Genomic DNA, 22,063 nt, shown 5'->3' with positions numbered 1-22,063 from the left:
TTCTAAAATTCCCCTTATTATTACTGAAATATCCTATTTATTAATCATTTCCAAGTAATCTTTCAATGAATGACATAGCAAGACTCTTTAACTATAATTTTTTCTTTTTTCTTTTTATGAGGATTAGGAGTACAACCGCTACTAAAATAGCAAATATTGAGGCAATAACTCTCCAATCTTCTAACATAGATGGCTCAGAATTTATCGATTTCTCTTTTTCTTTTGGTTCATAAGGAATTTTATGCCCCCTCACTAACAACCTATGAGTATTAACTCCATAAGGAGTACAGGTAAGTAAAGTGGCATACTCTTGATCATTTACAATTAATAAATCCTCTGTTTCACTTGGTAATACAACTTTAATCTGATCAACTTGATAGGCTAGAATTTTATCTAAGGAATGAATATAGAAAACATCAGATTCTTTCATTTTATCTAAATCAGTAAACAATAATGCCGAAGGCAAACCGCGATGTCCTGTCAAAACGGTGTGAGTCCCTTCTCCTCCTACTGGCAATGAAGACTTGTCTAAATGACCAACCCCACGGCTCAAAACTTCCTCGGAAGTTCCTGGATAAATGGGTAGTTTCACATGAATTTTTGGGATTTCCACATACCCCATAACATCCCCTATGTTAAGGGCATCGGCATACGATTTCCTCTCATTTTTTTCTTTGTCTGCGAATGGATCTAAAAACGATTTATTCGAATGTTGAATTTGTTTATTATATTCATTCGCTTCTTTTTCTCGGCGTTCCAGTTCTTTCTTTTGAAGTGACTTTACCTTTTCATCATAGGAACTCACCTGAGAGTAATGTGCTCTAGTCGCTAACCAATTGCTTACGGTTGGATATAAGAAGATACCCAGTCCTAATAAAAAAATACATCCAAAAATAATATTACGTTTCATAGCGACCCCTTTACATGTATTGGAATATGGAAAAGAGGAGAAGCGAATGGCCCCTCCTCTTTTCACATGTAAATATTATAAGTATAGACGTTTAAATAATTAGTTATTTACTGTTTTTCTTCTAAAGAAAACAAATGCTGCTGCAGCCATTAATGCAATACCTACTACAGAGAATATGATTGTTCCCATACCACCTGTTGAAGGAAGGTACCAACCGTTCTTATTATTCTCCACATTCAATTCAATTTTTTGATGTTCTGCATTAATTGTTACATCAATTGGATCTCTTAATAATTGATAAGAACCTGTTGTTCCATCTTCTTTTTTATAAGTTGGTGCTTTTGTCTCAATAATTTGGTATTCTCCGTAAGGAATGTTATTCCATTTAATTAAACCATTTTCGTCTGATACACCTTTTACTTCTTTACCATCTACTTTTACCACATTACCTTTTTTATCACGTAATTCAAATTCTGCACCTTGTAACGTTTTGTTATTGTCGCCATCAACTTTTGTTAATGCAATGCTACCACTTGTTGGAACAACAATTACTGGTTTTGTTCCTTTTTCACCCTTTACATCGTTTTTGTTTGTAAAATCAATTGTTGCTGTATTTGGAATTTCTGTTCCTGCCGCTGTACCTTCTTTAATTTGCGACTTGATTTGCAAATGAAGTTCTTTTTTACCATCTAACTTTGAAAAATCTTTTACAGTAGCTGTTACTTGTTGCCCATTTACAACTACTTCTACTACGCTAGAATCTACTACTACACCATCGATTTTCACAACTGGTGTACCAATAATGTTTAAACGATCATCTACATTATCTGTTACAACATAATTTTTGTAGTCTTTAATATCTTCTGGAATTAATGTTTTAATGTCATAATTGTAATCTGTTAACGGATTAATTGGTAAAAACTCTAAATCGTTATTAATCTTTTTATCAATTGTTGGTTCTAGATAGTTTGTAATTTCTACTGACACAACAACACCAGATTTAATCGTACCGTCTGCATTAATTGTACCTGATTCTTTAATTGAAAACGGATATTTTGTTGAATCTAAAACATATCCTGTTGGCGCTTTTGTTTCTTGGAAATAATAATCACCGTACTCTAGACCTTCTGCACGAATTTTTCCGTCAGTACCTGTTGTTAAACCAGTTTTTACTGCTGTGCCATCTGCTTTAAAGATAGAGAATTCTGCACCTGCTAGATCTTTATTTTCTGCACCTTTTTTTGTTAATTCTACTGCACCGCGTTTCGTTTCGTTCTTTGGATACATGTGCACGTCATAGTTTAACGCAACACCATCTTTGCTTGTCATTGGAACGTCAACTGTATACGTATTTGGGTTTAAATTAACATGTGGTGGACCAGAAACTTCTTTTACTTCATAACGACCTAATGGTAAATCTTTAAATATAGCTTGACCGTTTGCACCTGTTGTTACTGTAATTGGAGTTGCATTTGTGACTTGCTTTACAGATTCTTCAACAATTTTCCCATCATTTGAAATCTTATTGAATGACATAATTTGTTTAATCTCAAACGTTACGCCTGGTAATGCCTTAGCATCTGTAGGAATGGTTTGATTTGCAGAACCATCACCTTCTGCACCTGCTGTTCCATTTTTTTCTTGTTCATACTTATGGATTGTTAAAGACCCTTTCTCTGGAGCTGCCGCATTTGCAAACATACTTGGCAACATCGATAACGTTAATACACAAATTAATAACATACTAAATAATTTCTTCATGTTCTTCTCCTCACTCTTTCTATAAATTTTATAATCTATTTATTACTTTTTTTCTTATAAAGATATAGAAATAACACACTATCACTACAGCACCTATATTAAGTAGAAAGTCGTTATCCCCATACCACCAGCGTCTAGGATATCCCATTTAATTTTTGTATTTTCTTCAGTCATTTTTCGTCTGGTCATCAGACCATGAAATCAATTGTTTGCTTTCTTTTTACGAAGCCATAAAGTAAGCGGAATTATCATAAGTAATACACCCATTCCATAGAACAAAATGGTTCCGCTTCCGCCTGTTTTTGGTATTACCCATCCTGTCTTCGTGTTTTTCACTGTTAGTTTTACCACGTCTCCGGATGTTGTAATATTAACATCGATTGGATCTTTTAAAAGCATATAATCATTTGGTGCTTTCGTTTCAACAAGCTTATATGAACCTAATGGGAGATCCTTAAGTATCAGTTTCCCTAAATTATCCGTCGTACCACTAGCTATTATTGAATAATTCGTTGAACTACCTGATTCATATTTCCGAAGTTCAAACGTTGCACCTGGGAGAACTTTACCAGTTTGATCGTCTACTTTTGTAATTTCAATTGATCCAGGTAATGCTTTCATTGCAACCCCTACCCGTAATGGTTCTACAGCTAGCAGTCCATTCGCCGTCACTGCAAAAGAATTCCACGCGGCACGATTAATTTCTGGAATCGTTTCATCTAGAAGTGCTAGATCAACTGGTAAAGATGGTGCTTTTGCCTGTATGTCAAATTGAACATTTTGACCTTCTAACCAATCAACGCCTTCTTTCATTACAATTTTAAAACTATGAATCTCATTCCAGTTTGTAACCATACTCGCAGGCATCCAATTTGGATTCTCTGCACCAGCTGGGTTCGGTTGTGGTGTAGAACCGATTGAATAATCTACTGTTGTGTATAAATCATCACGCTTTGGATTTTTAGATTTGCTGTAATAAACAGTAACTTTATCCTGCCATTTTGTATCGGTAAAACTAATTGGTCCTTTTAATGTGGTTGCAAACTTACTATCTCTCGCCTTATTATCTGTTATACCTAAATCTCCTACTGAAGGTAATACATCTAAAAACATAAACTGTTCAATCACTTCATTCGTTGTATTCGTTAATTTGAAACGATACGTTACATTTCCATCTGGATTTGTATGCCCAAACAATGAAAACTCATTGTCTAAACTACCTTTTACGAGTTTTTCAATTTGTAAGTTATCGTTTTTAACAAGTGAATACTTATTTGCCGACTTTACACGCGGCTCGTTTATGTTTCCATTTTTGTTCAAATCACTTTTATCTGTTTCTAGAACCGATTTCGTAATTGTATTTCCCTGAGAACTAGGTACTTGCAGTTTCTGATTTGCTGAGAAACCATAGACTTCCATGCTTAAATCTGATAAAGCCTTTCTAGTTACGTCCACATCAAAACTCGCAGTTATTTTTTCACCAGGTAATACACGTCGATTGTCCCAAGTAAATTTGATTTGTTGTTGGCCGTTAACCTCACCGATCACTTGATATTTCGGATTATCTGAATTCGTACTGTATAACATATTGGGTTGATCCAGTATGTTGACCCCTTTAGGTAATAGGGCAACAAGTTCCAGTGGTCCTCTAATATTCGCTTTTGATGCAGCATCATTTTGGAACTGAATTTCGATACGATTGTTTCCGCGTTGTATGTTTGAACCTGTCGCTAACGGTTTGTTTCCACCTTCTACAAACTGAATAGAAGATCGAACAATTGGTGCCGTATCAAAAGTGTTAACAATATTGACGTGTCGATTACCATGCACGGATGTATCATCATTTGGTGTAAGTTCTACTTTGGTGCCATCATTTAGCTCAAATTCATACTTTACACTATTTGTAGTAGTCCCTGTTGCACCTGCATACACATCATAATAGGAGTAAACTTCGGTGTTCATTTGACCCGAGGCATTTCGGTAAATCACACGGTAAGCTTCTACATGTTCACCAACATTTTTACCGAATATTGATACCTCAAACTTCTCCGTCAATGTACCAGAAACTCCAATAGGGTATTGAATTTGATATTCTTGTTCCCAATTACCATTTACTTTTAATTGAATAAAAGTATCCGGTAATTTAGCAAGAGGATGTGGTGGATTGCCTGCATTATAAAATGAATAGGGAACTTTTAATTGAATATGTGTCAAATCTAATTTTGGATCAATCGTATACTCCATCATATAGTACGCGTATCCTTGATTTACAATTTGTTGCAAATCAGGATACTTAGCGTTAGGAACAGAATTGACTGTGGATAATAAACCATACGGATGGATAGCTATATAATTTCCGAACTGCAATTGAGCATCATCTGTAACAGTTGGTACATACCCCAAATTCACATTGCTTGTATAACCGCCAGTTCCATTTTGCGCTCCTGCATGAAATCCGTAAATCCACCACCCAGGTGTACCAGGTTTATCAACATCACTACTCACGATCCTTACTTTCGCTGTTCCTGTCATACTAATCGTTGGTGTAGTAGCTATATTTCCATAAGGTTGATACGTTGCGGTAGCTTTGTTTTCAATTACTGAATTATAGGCAATATTAGAGTCAAACAACAAACTTATTTTCAACTCTTTTTCAAATAAGTTCCCATTTACGCTTACTTGATCTTGCTGAGCAAACGTTGGTGCATCAAATTCCCAAGTAACAGTTCGCTTTGTTGCATCGTATACACCTGAAAACCCTTTTTCTTGTAAATTCGGATCAAAATTAAGACCTGCTGGCAATTGATCAACAATGCGGATTTTACTATTTTCTTGAATGTAACTAAGACCTGCAGATGTTTTTGGGATACTAACTTTAATCGTCCAACCACCTAAGTCTCCTTGCATTGCAGGGTCATTACTCAAAGTCCATTCGCTATTTTGGTATTTCTTTGTACTGGTATAAGCTTTAGAGACACTAACAGCTCCATTAGAAATAACCATTGTCGTTTTTTTACCGGAATTCAACGCTGCCGTATACTCATCTACTTTAATCATCGCATCCGCTTCGAGATTCCTTATATTATTACCTTTATCGCTGACAGGTGTTTTCCCTAGCTCTGGAACTGCTTGAATAATCGTCTTATAGACTTGTCCAGATTTTAGTTCCGGAAAGTTATACGTTAATGTGCTATTCTGCGCATCATAAATTGGACTAACCCCTGCAATTGTTAACGTTTCATCTGGAACACTATTTTGAATCTGCGGATAAATCACTGGCACTTCAGGATGTTTCGGTAAGTTCACAACGATTTTGCCGTTTGTTAGTGTTGTTTGTGACCCCGTCACTTTGACATCCAGCTCAAAATTAGCTGTTTTTCCAGAAAGTACTTCTTGTTGTAGTGGGTTTAAATACAACTCTAGATTTGCTGTTCCTGGTGTAGCTGCAGACCTCTGATTTGCTGTTCCTGGTGTAGCTGTAAACCTCTGAGCTGCTGTTTCTTGTATAGTAGACTCTTGAGTTGCTGTTTCTGGTTTAGCTTTTGACTCTTCAGTTGCTGTTTCTGGTTTAGCTTTTGACTCTTCAGCTGCTGTTTCTGGTTTAGCTTTTGACTCTTCAGCTGCTGTTTCTGGTTTAGCTTTTGACTCTTCAGCTGCTGTTTCTGGTTTAGCTTTAGCTCCAGAAGCACTAACAGCCTCATTTGAAATTACCTTTGTTGTTTTCTTTCCTGAATTCAACACATCTGCATATTGATCTACCGTCATACTTACATCTGATTCTAGTTCTCTGATGTTTTTATCTTTATCATTGACAGGTGTTTTTCCTAATTCAGGAACTGCCTGAATAGTAGTCTTATAGATTTGCCCAGATTTTAGTTCTGGAAGGGTATAAGTTAATGTACCTTTCTTAGCATCATAAATTGGACTAACCCCTGCAATTGTTAAAGTTTTATCAGGAACACCATTTTGAATCTGTGGATAGACCACTGGAACTTCAGCATGTTTCGGTAAGTTCACAACGATTTTGCCGTTCGTTAGTGTTGTTTGTGATCCCGTCACTTTTACATCTAACTCAAAATCAGCTGTTTTTCCAGAAAGTACTTCTTGTTGTAGCGCTTTAAAATTCAGTTCCAAATTTGGTACTTCTGACGTGGCAGCTACTGCAGATATAGCAAATTGCTGAAAAAACAATAGCACCGACATCATCAGAATTAGCGCTTTACCAACATACTTTTTCACTGTAAAAATTCCTCCTTTTCAGAGAATTTCAAGATTCTTTTAACGGTTTACACCTTTTCCCCTCCCTTTATTTAACTTTTGTGATGGTACATTGTTGCCTGTCACTTGAGCTATGTTTTTGATTGTGTTTCCTGCCTGATCTCACATGATTCTCTTCTAGAATGTAACGAATTTTCCATTTGAAAACTGTTCCTGTTAGAAAACACAGGTATCGTCTCATGTTGATTTACCTTCCATCATTTTTACCGAACTTGAATCCGATTGAATGATTATAGAAGTGGCTGAAGCACAGCGTCATCGCCAATAAGTTTCATCTGACACATGCATCCATCATCAAGGTCATTGAAAATCCACTTATATGGATTTTCAATGACTTTCTCCAAAGGATTTTACCAGTATGTGGTACTTTTATCAGTCATAAATATTTCCTGTGTCAAAGTAAATATTGTTTCTTTAAGTTGACTTCACAATTTTAACCTTCTGGTTACCTGTCTCTTCTGCTTTCAAGTTTGCAATACTATAAATGGTCTTAATTCTATTTTTTTGCCCTTTCATATATTCTATTTAAATTAATCTGATGTCCCCGCGAACTAGGTTTAACTATAAAAATAAATAATAAACATATCATATGTATATATTGAAAATTACATATGATAGTACCTCTTCTTAATTCGTAATCTTTGATTTTTTCATTTTGGTCAATCTTATTGTCTTGTTTTCTTTCGTAGAGAGTGGGATGGAATTACAATACAATATTTGAACCTTTCCTTTGTCGTGTAATAGTAGATTTCGTACGGTTAAGAGAACAAATAACAAAGTTGGATTTTATTTGTTCATCTAGAAGTTTCCAATACTCCCTCCAACATCTTAAAATCCTAATTTAACTACAAAAAAAGCTAAGACACTCACTTGTGATACCAGTGAATGTCTTAGCTTGCAACAAAAGGAAATTATACTTGAGATTTGCCCCTACAATTCATAAAGAACACATTTATGCTTTACTAAAGATAAGAAAAGGTTTCTACAACATTTTCATGATAAAACGCAATATTATAATTCTATAACAGTCTATGGAATTATAAATTAAGTAAACTCTCAATTAATTCATATATCAATTATCGCCCCCTCCTAATCACTGATTAGTTTTCTATTTCCACCCTCTAGTACTTAAAAAAGGAAAATCACTAGCAAGAAACACCTTTGAAATATCGATATAACTCGCTAAAAACTAGATTGTTTCAACAAAAAAGAAACTATTTTATCCCCAAATAGCTTCTTTTCTGTTTATTATCCTTTTTCACGTTGCTAAATTATGTACAGCCATGACATGGCTGGCGTAACAATGCTGTACATAGGAATAGAAGCAACTTGATTTATAGTTACTTTTAAGAAGACACGGGGGAACGGGGAAAGTGAACTTCTCAAATTAGTTACCTCTATTCCTACAGACAGCAGTTGCTTATCTTTTAAATTTAATTACTCACTTTAGTTATATAAAAATATTTTACCTTTACTATATAACTCAGATTACCTAATCAACCATTACTTCATTAGACATCCTAATGTCTTTATTATTTCCACCACCTTTTCATTACTAATTTGATAATAAATTTCTGTACCCTTTCTTTCCACCTTTAAAATTATTCTCCTCATCTTTGATAGATGTTGAGATGTTGTTGGTTGTGGAATACCTAGGATTTGGGTTAACTGTGTTACATTCAATGTTTTGCGTTTAATTATTTCATTAATAATTTTCAAACGTACTGGGTGTGCCATTACTTTTAACAAATATGCCTCTTCTTCATACGTCACACTTTGGATATCTTGATTTAACAATGTACTCACCATTCTCCCTTACTTATATTGATTTATTTTAATTTTTGAATAATAGCATGTCTATCTAAATAAATTACAGATACAAGGAATTCAGTACAAACCATATGAGAACCATTACAATTACTCATAATATGCTCATCTATAAGATTCTTTTTCTTCTTTTTACCTTAGAGAGGCAATGTATTCATTCGCAGCAACTCTTTAAAATTTCTATTATTAGATTAACAAGATATTAAAACTTATAAAGTCTTTTTTCTTCTCCTGACAAGGGAAAAAAAATAACATTTCCATACACATATTTAATATATAATCAGGATTGTTTTTAATAACTTTCTGTTTGAAATCATTACCTTTTTCACAAAAAAATTCATGCTTAAAAAATAATTCCTCTGTATTTGTTCAATTTTTGTTCAAAAGGCAGAGGGATTTTTTATGATGAGTCAATGGGGACTAATAATAGTTTATGGGTATATATCAAAAAAGGGGGTTTTTATAGAAAAACATATCCTAATTAAAAATAAGCAGTTGAATGGATTTGCTCTAAAGATCTAGGAGGCTACATTGTATGTTCATATAAAACTATTCAAAATGAGATTAAAATCATAAAAAAATTTCTTCCTGAAAATTGGATTTTGCATACGAAAAAGGGATATGGTATGAAATTAATTCATCCCCAATATGAAACAGTTGCTAGCATATTTATCCATTATCATAAGGAGTTAATTTTTCAGCTACTAAATTTCTTTGTTGAAAGCTGAAATTATTCAACAGATTTCCATCGATACACTATCCTGTGCATCACGTAATAAATCCTATATTTTTGAAAAACCTGTAACAGTCCATTCATATTCTGTTCATACTCCTTATTTAGGATAAATGCATAGTCAAATTACAAAATAAGAAGTACTGTTTTTAGCTCTTAAAGAATTAAAACAGTCGAAATTAAGGTGCGGATTAATTGGTACAATCATGATTTTATTATCATTTCTTGTACTTATCATATCGGGGTTAGCTAATGGATTATCCAATACAAATGCTTCTTCCATTTTTGAAATAAAAGCAGAGAACATTCCTAGGTATAAAGAAGAGCAAGAAACTTTAACAATGATTATTGCATTTTCACTTGTGATTACATCGTTGTTAATTGTTATGTTCTCATATGTTATTAATTTACAAATAATACAAAAATCAGGTGTATTAAAAGCGATTGGTATGAAAAATCCTTATTTAGCTTATGACTTAGTAGTACAAGCTGTATTCTTATCTGTTGTTGCATTATTAGTAGGTACTGGTTTAACGCTTGCATTTGTTCAAAAGGCAGAGGGTTTTTTTATGATGAATCAATGGGGACTAATAATAGTTTATGAGTATATATCAAAAAGGGGATTTTTTTATGGAAAAACATATTATAACTAAAAGGCAGTTTTTAATATTGAAGTATTTAGAAGGCGCAGTTGGGTGGGTTTGCTCTGAAGAACTAGGGGGCCACATTGGATGTTCATATAAGACTATTCAAAATGAGATCAAAATCATAAAAAAAACTCTTCCTGAAAGTTGGATTTTGCAAACGAAAAAAGGATATGGTATGAAATTAATTCATCCCCAATACGAAACAGTTACTAGCATATTTATCCATGATCATAAGGAGTTAGAAGTTCAGCTACTAAATTTATTAGTTGAAAGAAGAAGTTATTCAACAGAAGAAATTGGAGAGTTGTTATATATAAATCGTAACATGACTGTTGAATTACTCAAGAAAGTGGAACAGATGATTAAACCATTTTTTTTAACTTTAAAAAGTAGGCCCTATTATATTGAGGGCAATGAAGGGGCCATTCGCTTATTATTATTCGAGATTTTATTTTTAACAAGTGGCAATTCTTATTTTCAGAGCTTTAAAGTGCATCAGAAAATATCACTAAAGTTCAAGCTAAAGCTCAAGATTCATTTAGAGGCAACACATGGAATAACCCTTACTCATTTTGGTATGAATCTATTTTTAAACTTTTTAACGATTTGTATTTTACGGAGTCAGAAAGGCTTTGAAGCGGAAGAACTCCCCTTTGGTGTTGAAGAGAAATTAATACAGCAAGGGTATTTTAAAGAGTTTAATGGTTTGTTTTTATTATTGGAAGAAATGTTAGACTATGAAATTCCTATAAAAGAACGAGTATACATTTATTTAGCATTAATATTTTCAGAATTAGAGTATATAAACTCCATTGAATTAGCTCTTGAAAAGTATTCAAGAGTTGACATTGTAACAGCGCTAGAACTATTTTCTGCAGATAAAAATTTTAAGCATTTACATGTTCCTCAAAATGAATGTAAGGAGTTTCTTGAATTCTTACATTTTCTTAAAGAGTATTTAGAGTATGAATTTCTATATGATAAAACCTTTGTCATTAAAATGTTTAGTCTTTATTGTATTGCAAAAGTAAGAAGTGTGTTGCCAGAGCTTCAATATTCACCAAAACGAACTGTATTAACAGGGATTACTAACGAATACCCTCTATTTTTAGAAGAAGTAGCTGAACTTTGCAGTATTTGGGAGAAGAAAAAGACTTTTAAATGCCATAATAAAGTAACGATGTCTTTTACTTTATTATTGTTACAATACATTACTGCAGAAAAGAACTTGTATCCGAATGTTTTATATGTTACATCCCGCTCTCAAATTATCAGTGATTTTTCTTTGAATAACATGAATAGACATTTCAAGGGGAAAGCAAACCTGAAAATGAAATATCTTTGGGAATTATATGAATCCGCTATGGTATTTAAAAATATAGATTTAATTATAACAGATACTGTTTTACCATTATCGTTAAAGGATATTCCCGTCATCTTAATTGAAAATAACCTCTCAAATAAAGAGCTTTTAGATATTGACTATGCTATAGATCAATGTATGAAAAAAAAGGATGGACTGTTCTCTGAAAATAAAATGGAAGTTTCGAATCCAAAGGAGAAAATTTGATTGTTTTCTTTTCAGTAAAAGTATAATTTTATAAGATTATACTTCGCGACTCAAAGAAATAGTGACATATCACTATGCCACTATTATTACCGTAATTTATTTTCTTATAAACTAACATAGCTCCATGCTAGTTTATAAGAAAACTTGTTGCCCAAAACGCAAACTAAATATATAAAATATGTACTAACATTGATACTTTCAAATCTTTTGTTTTTTCATAACTCTATGTACACAAGCATCTATTCACAAAATAAGGCAAGAAGAACCAATCAAAATGAACCGTTGCAAAGATACCATTAGCAATAATAATTGCTGTTGTTCAGTTGATCCGTTCAATGGTTCTAGTGCAAAAATAAAACAAAAAAGAATAAAGCGCATATATTCCTAACGAAATCGTATCTTATGCTGAAAGTCCAAACAATTGATGGATGAATTTTTTCTGATTTTGGACAGACTGGTCCCTTAAATCAAGCTGTTCTTTTTTAATCATACGCATGGGTTCTACTCCAGAAAGAATGGATGTAGCTGTGCCAAAACATTTGAACCCTAGCATGGAACGGATTTACTTCTTTATAAAGCAATAATCTTATTCTACTATGTTATTCAAATACTTTTGTTGTCTAAGTTGCATGCCATCAGGTATGCTTTTTTCTTTTTTTAACTGTTCAATTGCTATCGGATAAGCTTTTTTGTCTATACTTATTGAATTTTATTAGATTTATCCCATGCTAATTTAGTAATAAAATATTGAATACCAAACAAGATAGTAACAAGTAGAATGAACTTTATACATACTAAAGTCCATCCACCTAAAATTCTTACTGCTATTTCACCAAGTCGTATTCCCCGATCAATTTTATGATCTCTTTTTTCCTCCAATCATTTTTTTATCTTTCTTCATAATCTTGCCCTTCTTCATATATTCATTTGCTTATTAATAATTTCACTTGCACATTCACTATCTAAAAAAATACATTAGTTAATAAATATTAGTAAGATAACATAAATAAATAACATTCTCAAAAGGTACACTTTTCATAACACGTTAAATGATATGTCGGTAGAAAATAAGTCGAGATTCACCTTAAGGATGATTCAGAAGTTATATTTTCTTACAACTAACATTCAGTGTTTTGACTTGATTGGCTGTTTTTATTTCTTTTGAGCTAGTAGCTTTTTTATAATAAGATAATGGCCCTAAGTAAATACTCTCATCTTGATTTACACCTTGATAAGGATGTGTACCTTCTCTGGCAGACTCTAGTACTTTATATGATGTACCACCTACTACTCCTACAATTACATATCCTTGTTTTCGTTCAGCTTGTTGAACTTGAAATAGATATGCTATCTTTTCCCCTTGTGCATTATACAAATCCCTATCAAAAAGTAATTTCCCCTCATTCCAATTTGATTCAGTATTATTAATCACTGTCTGAAAATATGAATTTGCTACTGTGAAAGCCTTTTTATTAGATTTCTCATCTTGGTTTACAATTTCTTCTGCATGAATATTCATTGTAGTGACAGGACTTATTAATAATGAAGAAACAAGTAAAATTTTGTGAATACATAAAATAAATATGTAGTTTATCAGAGCTATATAATGATAAATTTTTATATTGTAATATAATTAAGAAAGCTTCATTATATACAAATAGGAGGGATTTAATTGGACGATTTTGATGATGAGCTACGCCAAATTGATATGGATCAAAAAGAAGCAATACTAGTTGTAAGAGTTTATAAAAAATATTTAGCAGAAACAGATGAAGATAGACAATATGGAACAGAAGTGATTGAACGTATTTGCAATAATGATACTACTCGTGAGGATACTGATTTTATTATAAGATGCACGGAAGTTTTTGATGATATTATCGATAAGTCGTCGAGGAGAAATTAACAAATAAAGGCTAACATACTACTATAGGGATACAGCCGAGATATGTGTAAAAACAGGTCATAGCCTGACTTTTATTTTTAAATAATTGGAGTTGCTAAGAAATTAGAAGATTAAACGCCAGAAGAACAAGAAGTATTGATGATGTATGGAAACGATTCAAAGAATAACTCGCCATAACTAAAAATCCCTCCAATTTAAACGATGAAAGGAAAATGATACACACATTTAGGCATTCATTTTAATAGATGCCTAAATGTGTGTTTAGGGGCATAGAAACGTTGGAATTCACTGCTCTTTTCACTTATGAATTTAAAGATTTCGCCACTCATAACATGCCTTGCGAATATTTTCACGCATATTATTTGTAATTTCTAACCTGTCATTTAAGAAAGTATCTCTCTGTGAGATTATCTCATCTTTAGCACTCCAATAGAGCCTTTGAATAGATGAAGAATTTCTACCAGCTTCGGTTAATCTATAACGTGGGATACCTAGAGATTCTGTGTACCATAGCGGATCTGTTAGTGATATAGGATCAGAATCATATATATGAACCTTTGTTTCTAAATTCTCATCCCATTCATCTACAAAATTAAACCTGTATTTGAGTGTAGGATAAGAATTAGAAGTAGTAGGAGCTGTAATCATATCGTAGAGACCACTATTAGCATACATTGCATCGCCTACACTTACATTTGTAAAGTAAACTAATTTGTCACCACGTGGTTCACATAAAGCAGCATACTCATCCCCACAACGACTTAAAGTAGCTTTATACCCAGAGTCAATTTCACTAAGAGCTTTTATGTCAGTTAGATGCAAAGTACAAATGTAAACAAGGGCTGTTATACCTTCAAACGTTTCAAAACGTACTAAATCTGATACTAAATCTGAACCATCGTCATATATGCCGTGTAAAATATTTACATCATTGCTCTCTGGATAGCCCTGAAGACGTCTCGCAATACTATCACAATTAGCTACATAGTGATCTAAAAAGGCTTGGTCAATTATTTTTTTAACCCTATCACAAATTTCTTCTACTGCTTGTTTCGCCGCTTCTTGAGCACTATCTTCTGATGGAAACATTTCGCTTATTATTGCTTTACCTATTGAAGAACCCAAAGAACTAGCTCCTATTTTTAATATTTTCTGCCAGTTTAACTCGTCATTTATCATAATGAACACTCCTTTATAATTAGAATGCTCACCATCATTTCAATTTTATACATTTTTTATACCCTTATGCATTTTGGACACAGTTTAAGATGTTTGGTGTATATCAATATATGAAATTACCAGTGTTTCAAGAATCGGCTTTACCCCTATACGATAGCCCTCTTCAAAAAATATCTACCGTATTTGCACACGTGGACATTTGTACAAGTTCACATTTACACATTTACACATGCACAACTGGAAAAAAATGAACAAAGGTCTATGCAAAAAATCATTCGATTCATACATTTGGAGTAATCAAACATTGTTTCACCCTCCATAGATAGAACATTCATTCTTATCATGAACCTTTTGTTTCGTATTATACAATCATTTAGAGTATATTTTTTTATTATCATTATGGTACGTGAAATTATTAATTTAATTCTTCAATATTCGACGACTCAACAATATGATATCTCTTAATTTATTAAACTTGTTTTCATTGCTCCATAAATTAAAAAAGCCTAAACCCTTGTGTGTCAATAGGTTCAAGCTTTTAAATTTATAGGAATACCCTTTGCAACAAGTTGCCATTAGGATAGTGTATCAGCAACTTGTAGCTATTACTATGAATGCTACATTCTTCAAAATTATTACACATTTTTTAGATTTTCTTTATATTATTCTATGCTTTATTTAAAATTATAATTCCATATTTATGAACAAACGTTTAGATTTATGGAAATTTGGACAAGTTATTATTACCACAAGCTTAATTAGGGGGGCTTCCGATGTTTGGGTTAGGAAAAAAGAGAACTCCATTTGGTGAATATTTAGACCGTAGAGGGATTAAACAACAATGGTTAGTACAACGAACTGGATTAAGTAAATCTTTAATAAGTGATTTAGCAAATAAGAAAAATCGAATTCCCACCTTAACATCCGCAACTAAAATCATTAAAACACTAAGGAAATTTGATAAACGTATTGATTATCATGATTTTTGGGACATAAATGCTTAAAACAACTAAAATATATCTTCCATTACAAATGTTCTCATAAATACATTTTGCTTTACAGCATATTGTTCTAATTTGGATTGCCGATAGTCTGATAATGTGAAAAAGTTAATTACTGGAACAATAGCATTCTGTCTTTTATAGATATCTGTTATATGGCCATATAACTGTATTTTATGTTCGTTTGCCTTCATATGTTGCATACGATCTATTTCAACAAAATGGGGAACATTATCCTCAAAATACGTTGCGTCAGGAATAATCTGATACCGTTGACCATTAATTGAAAACTCGATAGGTCTTTCTGTTTTCCATTCTGGAAATCCAAGCCACATCCAGCTTTCGTTTCGCATTAATATGTGCTGTAATTGACTACTTTTCTTTACTTCTTTTGTAATTCCTAATAAATCCCGTCCCTTTTTATTTAAATAATATACGTATTCACGAGCCATTTTTGTAATGTGACAATACGGGTGCATATCCTTTAATACACGATTTGCATTTCGAATACTCCCTAGACAGTGGATGGCTTGCAATTGCCTCCTAGTTAAAAAATCCAACTTACTCAAAGTGGATAAAATCTCGATTTGTCTCGCTTTCTGTTTGAGTGTTTGATGCCTCATTTTGCTTCACCACCTTATATTGCTTTAGTAACTCCCACATATCTGTATCCTTTAAAAAAGGTACCTGAATTTCTTCTGTACGATCAGTCTTAAATAATGCTCTTCCTGGAAGAGAAGGTAAATCTTCAAGACCTGGTTCATCCAAAGCAACTTGTGAAGCGACCGCCGTTGGTAATCGAAAGCCTATTTTCGCATCAGCATTTTGTTTAATTTGCCTTGGTAATGTATCAGAGGTTGGATATTGCGTACAAAATATGAGCCGGAATCCTAAACCACCTCCGATTCTTGCGACTTCGGACAACATCTCCTGGCACAAAAATAAAACATCACGTTGTTTTTTAGGTAATCCTTGTGTCGGACAAAGATTTGCTCCTTCATCTACTATGATGAAGCAACGTTCTTTAATTGATGTGTCTATGATATTGGTAAAATAGGACTTCTTCATCATTTCAATCTGTTTTACCATCTTTTCACGTACTCTTCCCAACATTTCTAATGCCTGTTTCGGGTTTTCAGCGACTTCTACAACTTGGGATAACTCTTTGTAAGGACTAAACTCTAGCCCTTCTTTTAAATCAATAATAAAAAATTTCACGTGTTGGGATTGTTGCAAAATCAAACTAGTCATCACATTTTTTAGGAATACTGTTTTTCCAAACCGTGTCATACCCGACACGCACATATGCGGTGTTTTCTCGAAATCATGATACACATGTTTATCTAACGCTTTCCCCACCACAACTCTCCATGTATGCTCTTTTAATAAATCCTTAGACCAATTCCACATTTCAGGTATTCTTTGGCTAAATACTCGAATATGAAGCTCTCTTTGATGAAACGATATTTTAACAGGTTTATATAGACCTTCTTCTAATACTTCAGCTAACTTTTGGATTAGTTGACTAGGTACACCAAGTGGCAACTTGTAAACATAATTCATACTTATATCATCTTTAATTTTTTTTATAAAAATGGGATATTGTAATTCGCCTTTATGTTGAACACAAACCTTTGTAATTTCAAAAAACGTTGCAATTTTTTTCTTATCATTCGGTCCATTACTTTGGTAAAAATAAGCTACAGTTATAAAGGTTGCTGGGATTAATAAAAGTGACAACATTTCCTCCATACCTCCTTAAGGTAGTTGAGCCTGTATGGAAGCTTAGAAAAAGCTGTTTAAAATGCGCTATTATAATCATTTTCAACTACCAGATGTAATGCTAGCGTAGAAACACATCTAGAATATCCATTAGAACGTACCAAACGCTCCCAATTAGTAAGCATTTAAGACCCGAACGTAGCAACCAACCTGGAAGATAAAAACCTTTCTTCTTCAGCAATTTGATTCCTAAAACTGAAGCCCCCGTCACGCCATATACAATCCCTAGCTCTCCAATGATTGTCATATTAACCCCATCCTTTTGGTTTAATGGATAAATTCCCTTTACTGTCCTTAAAAAGTTGATATTCATCTAATAGCTGATTCCAGGAGACGGCCAGTTCATCACCATATAGATCTTTTTCGATTTTTTGACTTAAATAATAATACCCTCGGTATTGTCGGTCCAGGTATACTTCATGTCGTCGCATGTGTTCTTGTATAGCACATACGTTTTCTTCATTTTTAGTAGCTTTGTACATTTGATTCAATGTTCGAGAAGAATACAGATAAGGTGTACTATACAGCATTTGATATTGATTCATATGTCTTCACCATCCATATAGAATTCTAGATACACTAAATACATATGATAATGATATGAGTTTTCGAATTTGTCCCTAAAAAAATACGTCATTCCAAAATAGGAATGACGTTTGACAGGAATCTTAAATTCTCTGACATGTTGTTATAGCCTTAAAAAATAACTGTGAGGATAGTTATAGATTTATTTTTGAACACACAATGGTATTTAATGAACGCTATAGTTTTGTTAGTTTTTCTATAATCATTGTTTATCGTTATACTATATCAGCTTGTTTATGAATAGTAATTAATAAAATCTAATATAAATCTATATCTTATATATATTTAAAATATAAAGATAAAACTTATATAGGACTGAGAAATGTACGTATATCCTTACTGTAACAAAGCCTTTTAACATTACATAGCGTAAAAAATCATAAATAGTAGAATTTTACAGCAGAAAAACAAACCATAATCAGCTTTAAAAACTACAAATAATCATAAATAGAACTTAGTATTTCTACATAAAAAATGAAACAAATTAATACATTATTAAACATATTTATTCAATCGTGAAATTTCATATGAATTCACAGAATCTCCACAATTTGATTATAGTTACCCACAAAGAATTCACATTATGTGTTAATTAATCAACATGATCCATATTAAGCACATAACTCACATAAATATTGATGATTTTTGATAGATAAAGGCGTATAAGCTATTTATATCAATGATAATTGCAGTAAATTACTCACATTATGTGTTATTTATCTACTTATCCACGAAATTTAATTTATTTCTTATGATTTCTTGTAGGTATTTGAATGTAGTTAGACAACCCATAACGTCTTTTTATGAAGGTATGTGTGGAAATTGAGATAAGTACCATACTATTTTTGTATATGATTGCATAAAAAAAGACTCTATTATGAATAGAATCGAGTAAAGTTACTTATTGTGAAGAAGGAGTAAAGCTCTTTTAAATAAACGTAGCAACACGAATAGCCCTCTATGTTGAATTTTTTTCAAAAATAGAGAGCTGATTATGATTAGTTCGCTTTCATGGCTGTCAGTACTTGCTCAGCTGTTGTTACTGAGATACCAGCGCGTATTAACTGTTCAAAGGCACGCATAAATGTAATTAAATTAAAGTTATCTGGTACTTCAATAACGCGAAGCTTTTCTTTCGGTAATTTATCTATCTTTTCAATGAACAATTCCCGAACATCACTAGGAATAAAGCGTTCTTTATGTCCTCTCGCCTTTAAGAGTTCACGTATTTCTATTTCTAAAGCCATATAAGCATTTAGGTTTGTACCTTGTTCATAGGCGTACTTTCTAAACAATGTTTCTTCTTGATACTTTAGATAGTTGCGGTGATACGATTCCTCTGTAACAGGTACAGCAAATTTAGAGTTTAGTAATTCATACGTTTTGCGGAACAACTTTTTGATGTTTCGCAGAGAATACATAGAGAAATGCAATCCGAAATCAAATACAGCTTGTTCTTTTTGTTCTTTTGGAACATGCTGTGTAATAAGCGGATAGATACCTTCTTTAGCAGCTGTATCAAGAATTTTATATTGTGATGTTTGATTTAATAATTTCTTCAGTGTATATACTAACTTGCTTGGATATTCTTCATTACGATCTATCATGTCACGTAAGCTATGAATTACACTTCGAATTTGTCGATTGCATGTATGTTTTAGCACATGGATAAATTTGTTCATGTCTTGTGTAAATTCTCCAATACTCATCTCTTGTAGTACTGATTCGATAAAACGAGCTTTACGAGCGTAAGTAAGCTTTGGTGTAAATGGATCACGATACTGTACTTCTCCGCTTTCTTTTGTACATAAGAAATCCGTATGTAAGGATAGATATAGAGTTGTATATCTTTTTTTATTCTTAACCCCTTTTTGTAATTTACAAATTTTGAATAGTGGAGTCCCTGTACATGGTAATGCAGTTGTTAACTCTGTTATAACCGCACGTATCTGATGTGGGTATTTTTTATGTAAGAAGCGGTACATCCCACCAAAATGAGTTCTATTCCCTCTTTCGTCTTGTTTGTCTAAGGAACGTTTTAATGTAGTTTCACTGTGCTGTTGCATTGCAATATCTAAGAATAGTTTCTTAGATGCAATTGATAACTCAAAGAAAGCTTTTGTAAATACCACTGGGCTAATATAAACATATGCATTGGCCTTTTCAGTTTCTTCATTCATAAAATGAGTTAATTTAATTGTATATCGGCCATCTAATTCATTTTCAACCGAAATAATGTTATGTATACTTAATTTCTTTAATGCAATGTAGAATTGAGAATGCTGTATGTAAGCAAATTCTTCTTTATACAGTTTGTAATCTTCCCACATCATATGTATTGTTACATTTGGAATGACTCCATTTGTGTAACATTTTTTATGTAGATATAAGAAGACTTCCAGATCTGCGTTTGTAATGCCATATAATTTATGCTTTCTTCCCATTGTTTCCGAAATAGCAGATAGTGTACGACGTGAAAAAGATGGTTTAGCCTGTGCAACGAAGCCATCCACATCGGCAATACGCTCTTCGTATGTCATATGATCAACAATATCCTCAAGGTATGTATCTTTATAGCTGTAGTATTTTTCTTCGAAAGTTTCAACAAGTTTTTGCCAAGACTTCAGTGTTACTAAAACTGCATTTGTGGATTGTCCATTTAGACTACGTTGATTACGAATAATAAATGATTTCCCCATCTTTTTCACCTCCTACCTATAAAAATTGAAATAAATACCAAAAACTATAAAATATATCAATTATGATTATACCAAATCGAAATTTGATGAAATGCGTCCCTTTAAGAGAAAAAATGAAAAGATGAAACGCCCTCTAATCCCTTGTGTATCAAGGAGTTTCAGGATTCGTTCATTTTTTTTTATGGACATGATATAGCTATAGATTTTCATGTTGGTAGAAAAGATGAAAAATAGAAAAAAAACTTATAAACATGATTAAATCAACGTTTATACCGATTTTCAAAAAAACAAAAGGGACATGATATAGCTATAGATTTTCATATTTATAATTGTGAATTAAAGAGATGAAATCCTTTAAACATTGATGTTAATAGGGTTTATCTGTAATTTTACAATTAAAAAGGGACATGATATGGCTAGACTGGTTTTCATCTTTGGGTAAAAAAGGGAACATCATACAGCTATGGATTTTCATGTTGCATAAATACATGAAAATAGGATTATAAACATGAAAACCCTTAATATAAAAAGGTTTATGGGGTTTTTATCTAAAATAAAAGGGACATCATATAGCTATAAATTTTCATAACTAATAGTATAGGTATAGTAGAAAAGCTTATATATCAAGCTTTAAACACTTTTAGAAAAAAATTTCGAGATAATAAAAAAGGGACACATAATGTTATTTTTGTTTCATGTTTTGTTAAAAAGGGACATGATATGGCTATAAATTTTCATGTTAATGAATTTGGGATGTTCGAAGTAATCGAAAAATAATAGTACTAAACAAGACTTGTTAAGCGGAGTTCCCCTTTTGAATATTGGACATAAAACAATTAAACTTTATTTTCAAGCTAGAGTAACTATGTTTTTAAGGTGAAATTAGAGCATAGTGAATAAAATGTCGAAAATATAAGAATTTTGTTATTTTTTTGTTGATTTATGTTATTTATAATGTTAAACTCATAACAACAAAGAAAGAGTAAACGAAAACCCTTAGCGATTAAATTGTCAGAATATTCACTTTTTATTGGTTATTCCATGTGATTTTCACGTTTGTGTATTGCTGTTCTACTCTTTCTTTGTTCTTCTCTATAAAAGAAAACAATCTGTTTTTATCCGAGTTGTTTTCTTTTGTAAAGAGTTAATTTGTTTTTTATAACAGTTGGTTACTATTTTAAAAAT

15 protein-coding genes and 2 pseudogenes are annotated in these 22,063 nt (G+C 32.4%); 4 read left to right on the top strand and 13 right to left on the bottom strand.

Features of this window, described 5'->3' with window-relative positions:
- Positions 1–91 precede the first annotated feature (91 nt).
- From EKQ63_RS01335 to EKQ63_RS01320, 4 genes are all read right to left on the bottom strand, one after another.
- Positions 92–910: a class C sortase gene (locus tag EKQ63_RS01335; protein ID WP_143880631.1), complete on the bottom strand. Its 819-nt coding sequence runs from the start codon at positions 908–910 to the stop codon at positions 92–94.
- Between the two features lie 99 nt (positions 911–1,009).
- On the bottom strand, positions 1,010–2,671 hold the full coding sequence (locus EKQ63_RS01330; protein WP_143880630.1) for an LPXTG cell wall anchor domain-containing protein: 1,662 nt from the start codon (positions 2,669–2,671) through the stop codon (positions 1,010–1,012).
- Positions 2,672–2,872: 201 nt separating this feature from the next.
- A complete protein-coding gene (locus EKQ63_RS01325; RefSeq protein ID WP_143880629.1) occupies positions 2,873–6,910 on the bottom strand; it encodes a SpaA isopeptide-forming pilin-related protein in 4,038 nt (1,345 codons plus the stop codon).
- A gap of 1,542 nt (positions 6,911–8,452) precedes the next feature.
- Positions 8,453–8,755, bottom strand: a complete 303-nt coding sequence (locus EKQ63_RS01320; protein WP_143880688.1) for an ArsR/SmtB family transcription factor — start codon at positions 8,753–8,755, stop codon at positions 8,453–8,455.
- Positions 8,756–9,652: 897 nt separating this feature from the next.
- Here EKQ63_RS01320 and EKQ63_RS01315 point away from each other — a divergent pair.
- Both EKQ63_RS01315 and EKQ63_RS01310 read left to right on the top strand, forming a co-directional pair.
- Positions 9,653–10,162: an ABC transporter permease family protein gene (locus tag EKQ63_RS01315; protein ID WP_143880628.1), complete on the top strand. Its 510-nt coding sequence runs from the start codon at positions 9,653–9,655 to the stop codon at positions 10,160–10,162.
- Positions 10,140–11,726 (top strand): helix-turn-helix domain-containing protein, encoded by a 1,587-nt coding sequence (locus EKQ63_RS01310; protein ID WP_143880627.1) that lies wholly within the window; start codon positions 10,140–10,142, stop codon positions 11,724–11,726. Before EKQ63_RS01315 ends, EKQ63_RS01310 begins: the two co-directional genes overlap by 23 nt.
- A gap of 163 nt (positions 11,727–11,889) precedes the next feature.
- Here EKQ63_RS01310 and EKQ63_RS30100 read toward each other — a convergent pair.
- The 3 genes and pseudogenes from EKQ63_RS30100 to EKQ63_RS01290 form a co-directional block, all read right to left on the bottom strand.
- Positions 11,890–12,045 (bottom strand): annotated as a pseudogene (locus EKQ63_RS30100) (type II CAAX prenyl endopeptidase Rce1 family protein); the annotation flags it as partial.
- 81 nt (positions 12,046–12,126) lie between these two features.
- A pseudogene (locus tag EKQ63_RS01300) lies at positions 12,127–12,429 on the bottom strand (DDE-type integrase/transposase/recombinase); the annotation flags it as partial.
- A 399-nt stretch (positions 12,430–12,828) separates the two neighbouring features.
- A complete protein-coding gene (locus EKQ63_RS01290; protein WP_190240620.1) occupies positions 12,829–13,245 on the bottom strand; it encodes a hypothetical protein in 417 nt (138 codons plus the stop codon).
- 153 nt (positions 13,246–13,398) lie between these two features.
- Between EKQ63_RS01290 and EKQ63_RS01285 the strand changes: the two genes are divergently transcribed.
- Complete coding sequence (locus EKQ63_RS01285) at positions 13,399–13,632, top strand: hypothetical protein (protein ID WP_143880625.1); 234 nt, start codon at positions 13,399–13,401, stop codon at positions 13,630–13,632.
- Between the two features lie 309 nt (positions 13,633–13,941).
- Here the strand turns inward: EKQ63_RS01285 and EKQ63_RS01280 are convergent, their stop codons facing one another.
- Positions 13,942–14,811 (bottom strand): hypothetical protein, encoded by an 870-nt coding sequence (locus EKQ63_RS01280; protein WP_143880624.1) that lies wholly within the window; start codon positions 14,809–14,811, stop codon positions 13,942–13,944.
- 773 nt (positions 14,812–15,584) lie between these two features.
- Between EKQ63_RS01280 and EKQ63_RS01270 the strand changes: the two genes are divergently transcribed.
- Entirely contained in the window at positions 15,585–15,815 is a 231-nt protein-coding gene (locus EKQ63_RS01270) for a helix-turn-helix domain-containing protein (protein WP_000467337.1), read from the top strand.
- A 5-nt stretch (positions 15,816–15,820) separates the two neighbouring features.
- On the opposite strand, the gene EKQ63_RS01265 is transcribed toward EKQ63_RS01270, so the two are convergent.
- The 5 genes from EKQ63_RS01265 to EKQ63_RS01245 all read right to left on the bottom strand — a co-directional run bounded on the left by EKQ63_RS01265 (position 15,821) and on the right by EKQ63_RS01245 (position 20,878).
- Positions 15,821–16,435, bottom strand: a complete 615-nt coding sequence (locus EKQ63_RS01265) for a replication-relaxation family protein (RefSeq protein ID WP_143880623.1) — start codon at positions 16,433–16,435, stop codon at positions 15,821–15,823.
- Entirely contained in the window at positions 16,374–17,555 is a 1,182-nt protein-coding gene (locus EKQ63_RS01260) for an FtsK/SpoIIIE domain-containing protein (protein ID WP_143880622.1), read from the bottom strand. Before EKQ63_RS01260 ends, EKQ63_RS01265 begins: the two co-directional genes overlap by 62 nt.
- A 100-nt stretch (positions 17,556–17,655) precedes the next feature.
- On the bottom strand, positions 17,656–17,841 hold the full coding sequence (locus tag EKQ63_RS01255; protein ID WP_143880621.1) for a hypothetical protein: 186 nt from the start codon (positions 17,839–17,841) through the stop codon (positions 17,656–17,658).
- 1 nt (position 17,842) lies between these two features.
- Positions 17,843–18,139 carry a hypothetical protein gene (locus EKQ63_RS01250; protein ID WP_143880620.1) on the bottom strand — a complete coding sequence of 99 codons (297 nt, stop codon included), beginning with the start codon at positions 18,137–18,139 and terminating at the stop codon, positions 17,843–17,845.
- A 1,038-nt stretch (positions 18,140–19,177) separates the two neighbouring features.
- The gene (locus EKQ63_RS01245) at positions 19,178–20,878 is read right to left on the bottom strand and encodes a hypothetical protein (protein ID WP_143880619.1); all 1,701 of its coding nucleotides are present in this window, start codon (positions 20,876–20,878) and stop codon (positions 19,178–19,180) included.
- Positions 20,879–22,063: the final 1,185 nt, after the last annotated feature.

Origin of the sequence: Bacillus sp. BD59S, from assembly GCF_007363175.1 — a bacterium.
Classification (GTDB): Bacteria; Bacillota; Bacilli; order Bacillales; family Bacillaceae_G; genus Bacillus_A; species Bacillus_A pacificus.
Note: the sequence above shows the minus strand (reverse complement) of the source record. Positions and strands in the feature narration are given on the sequence as shown.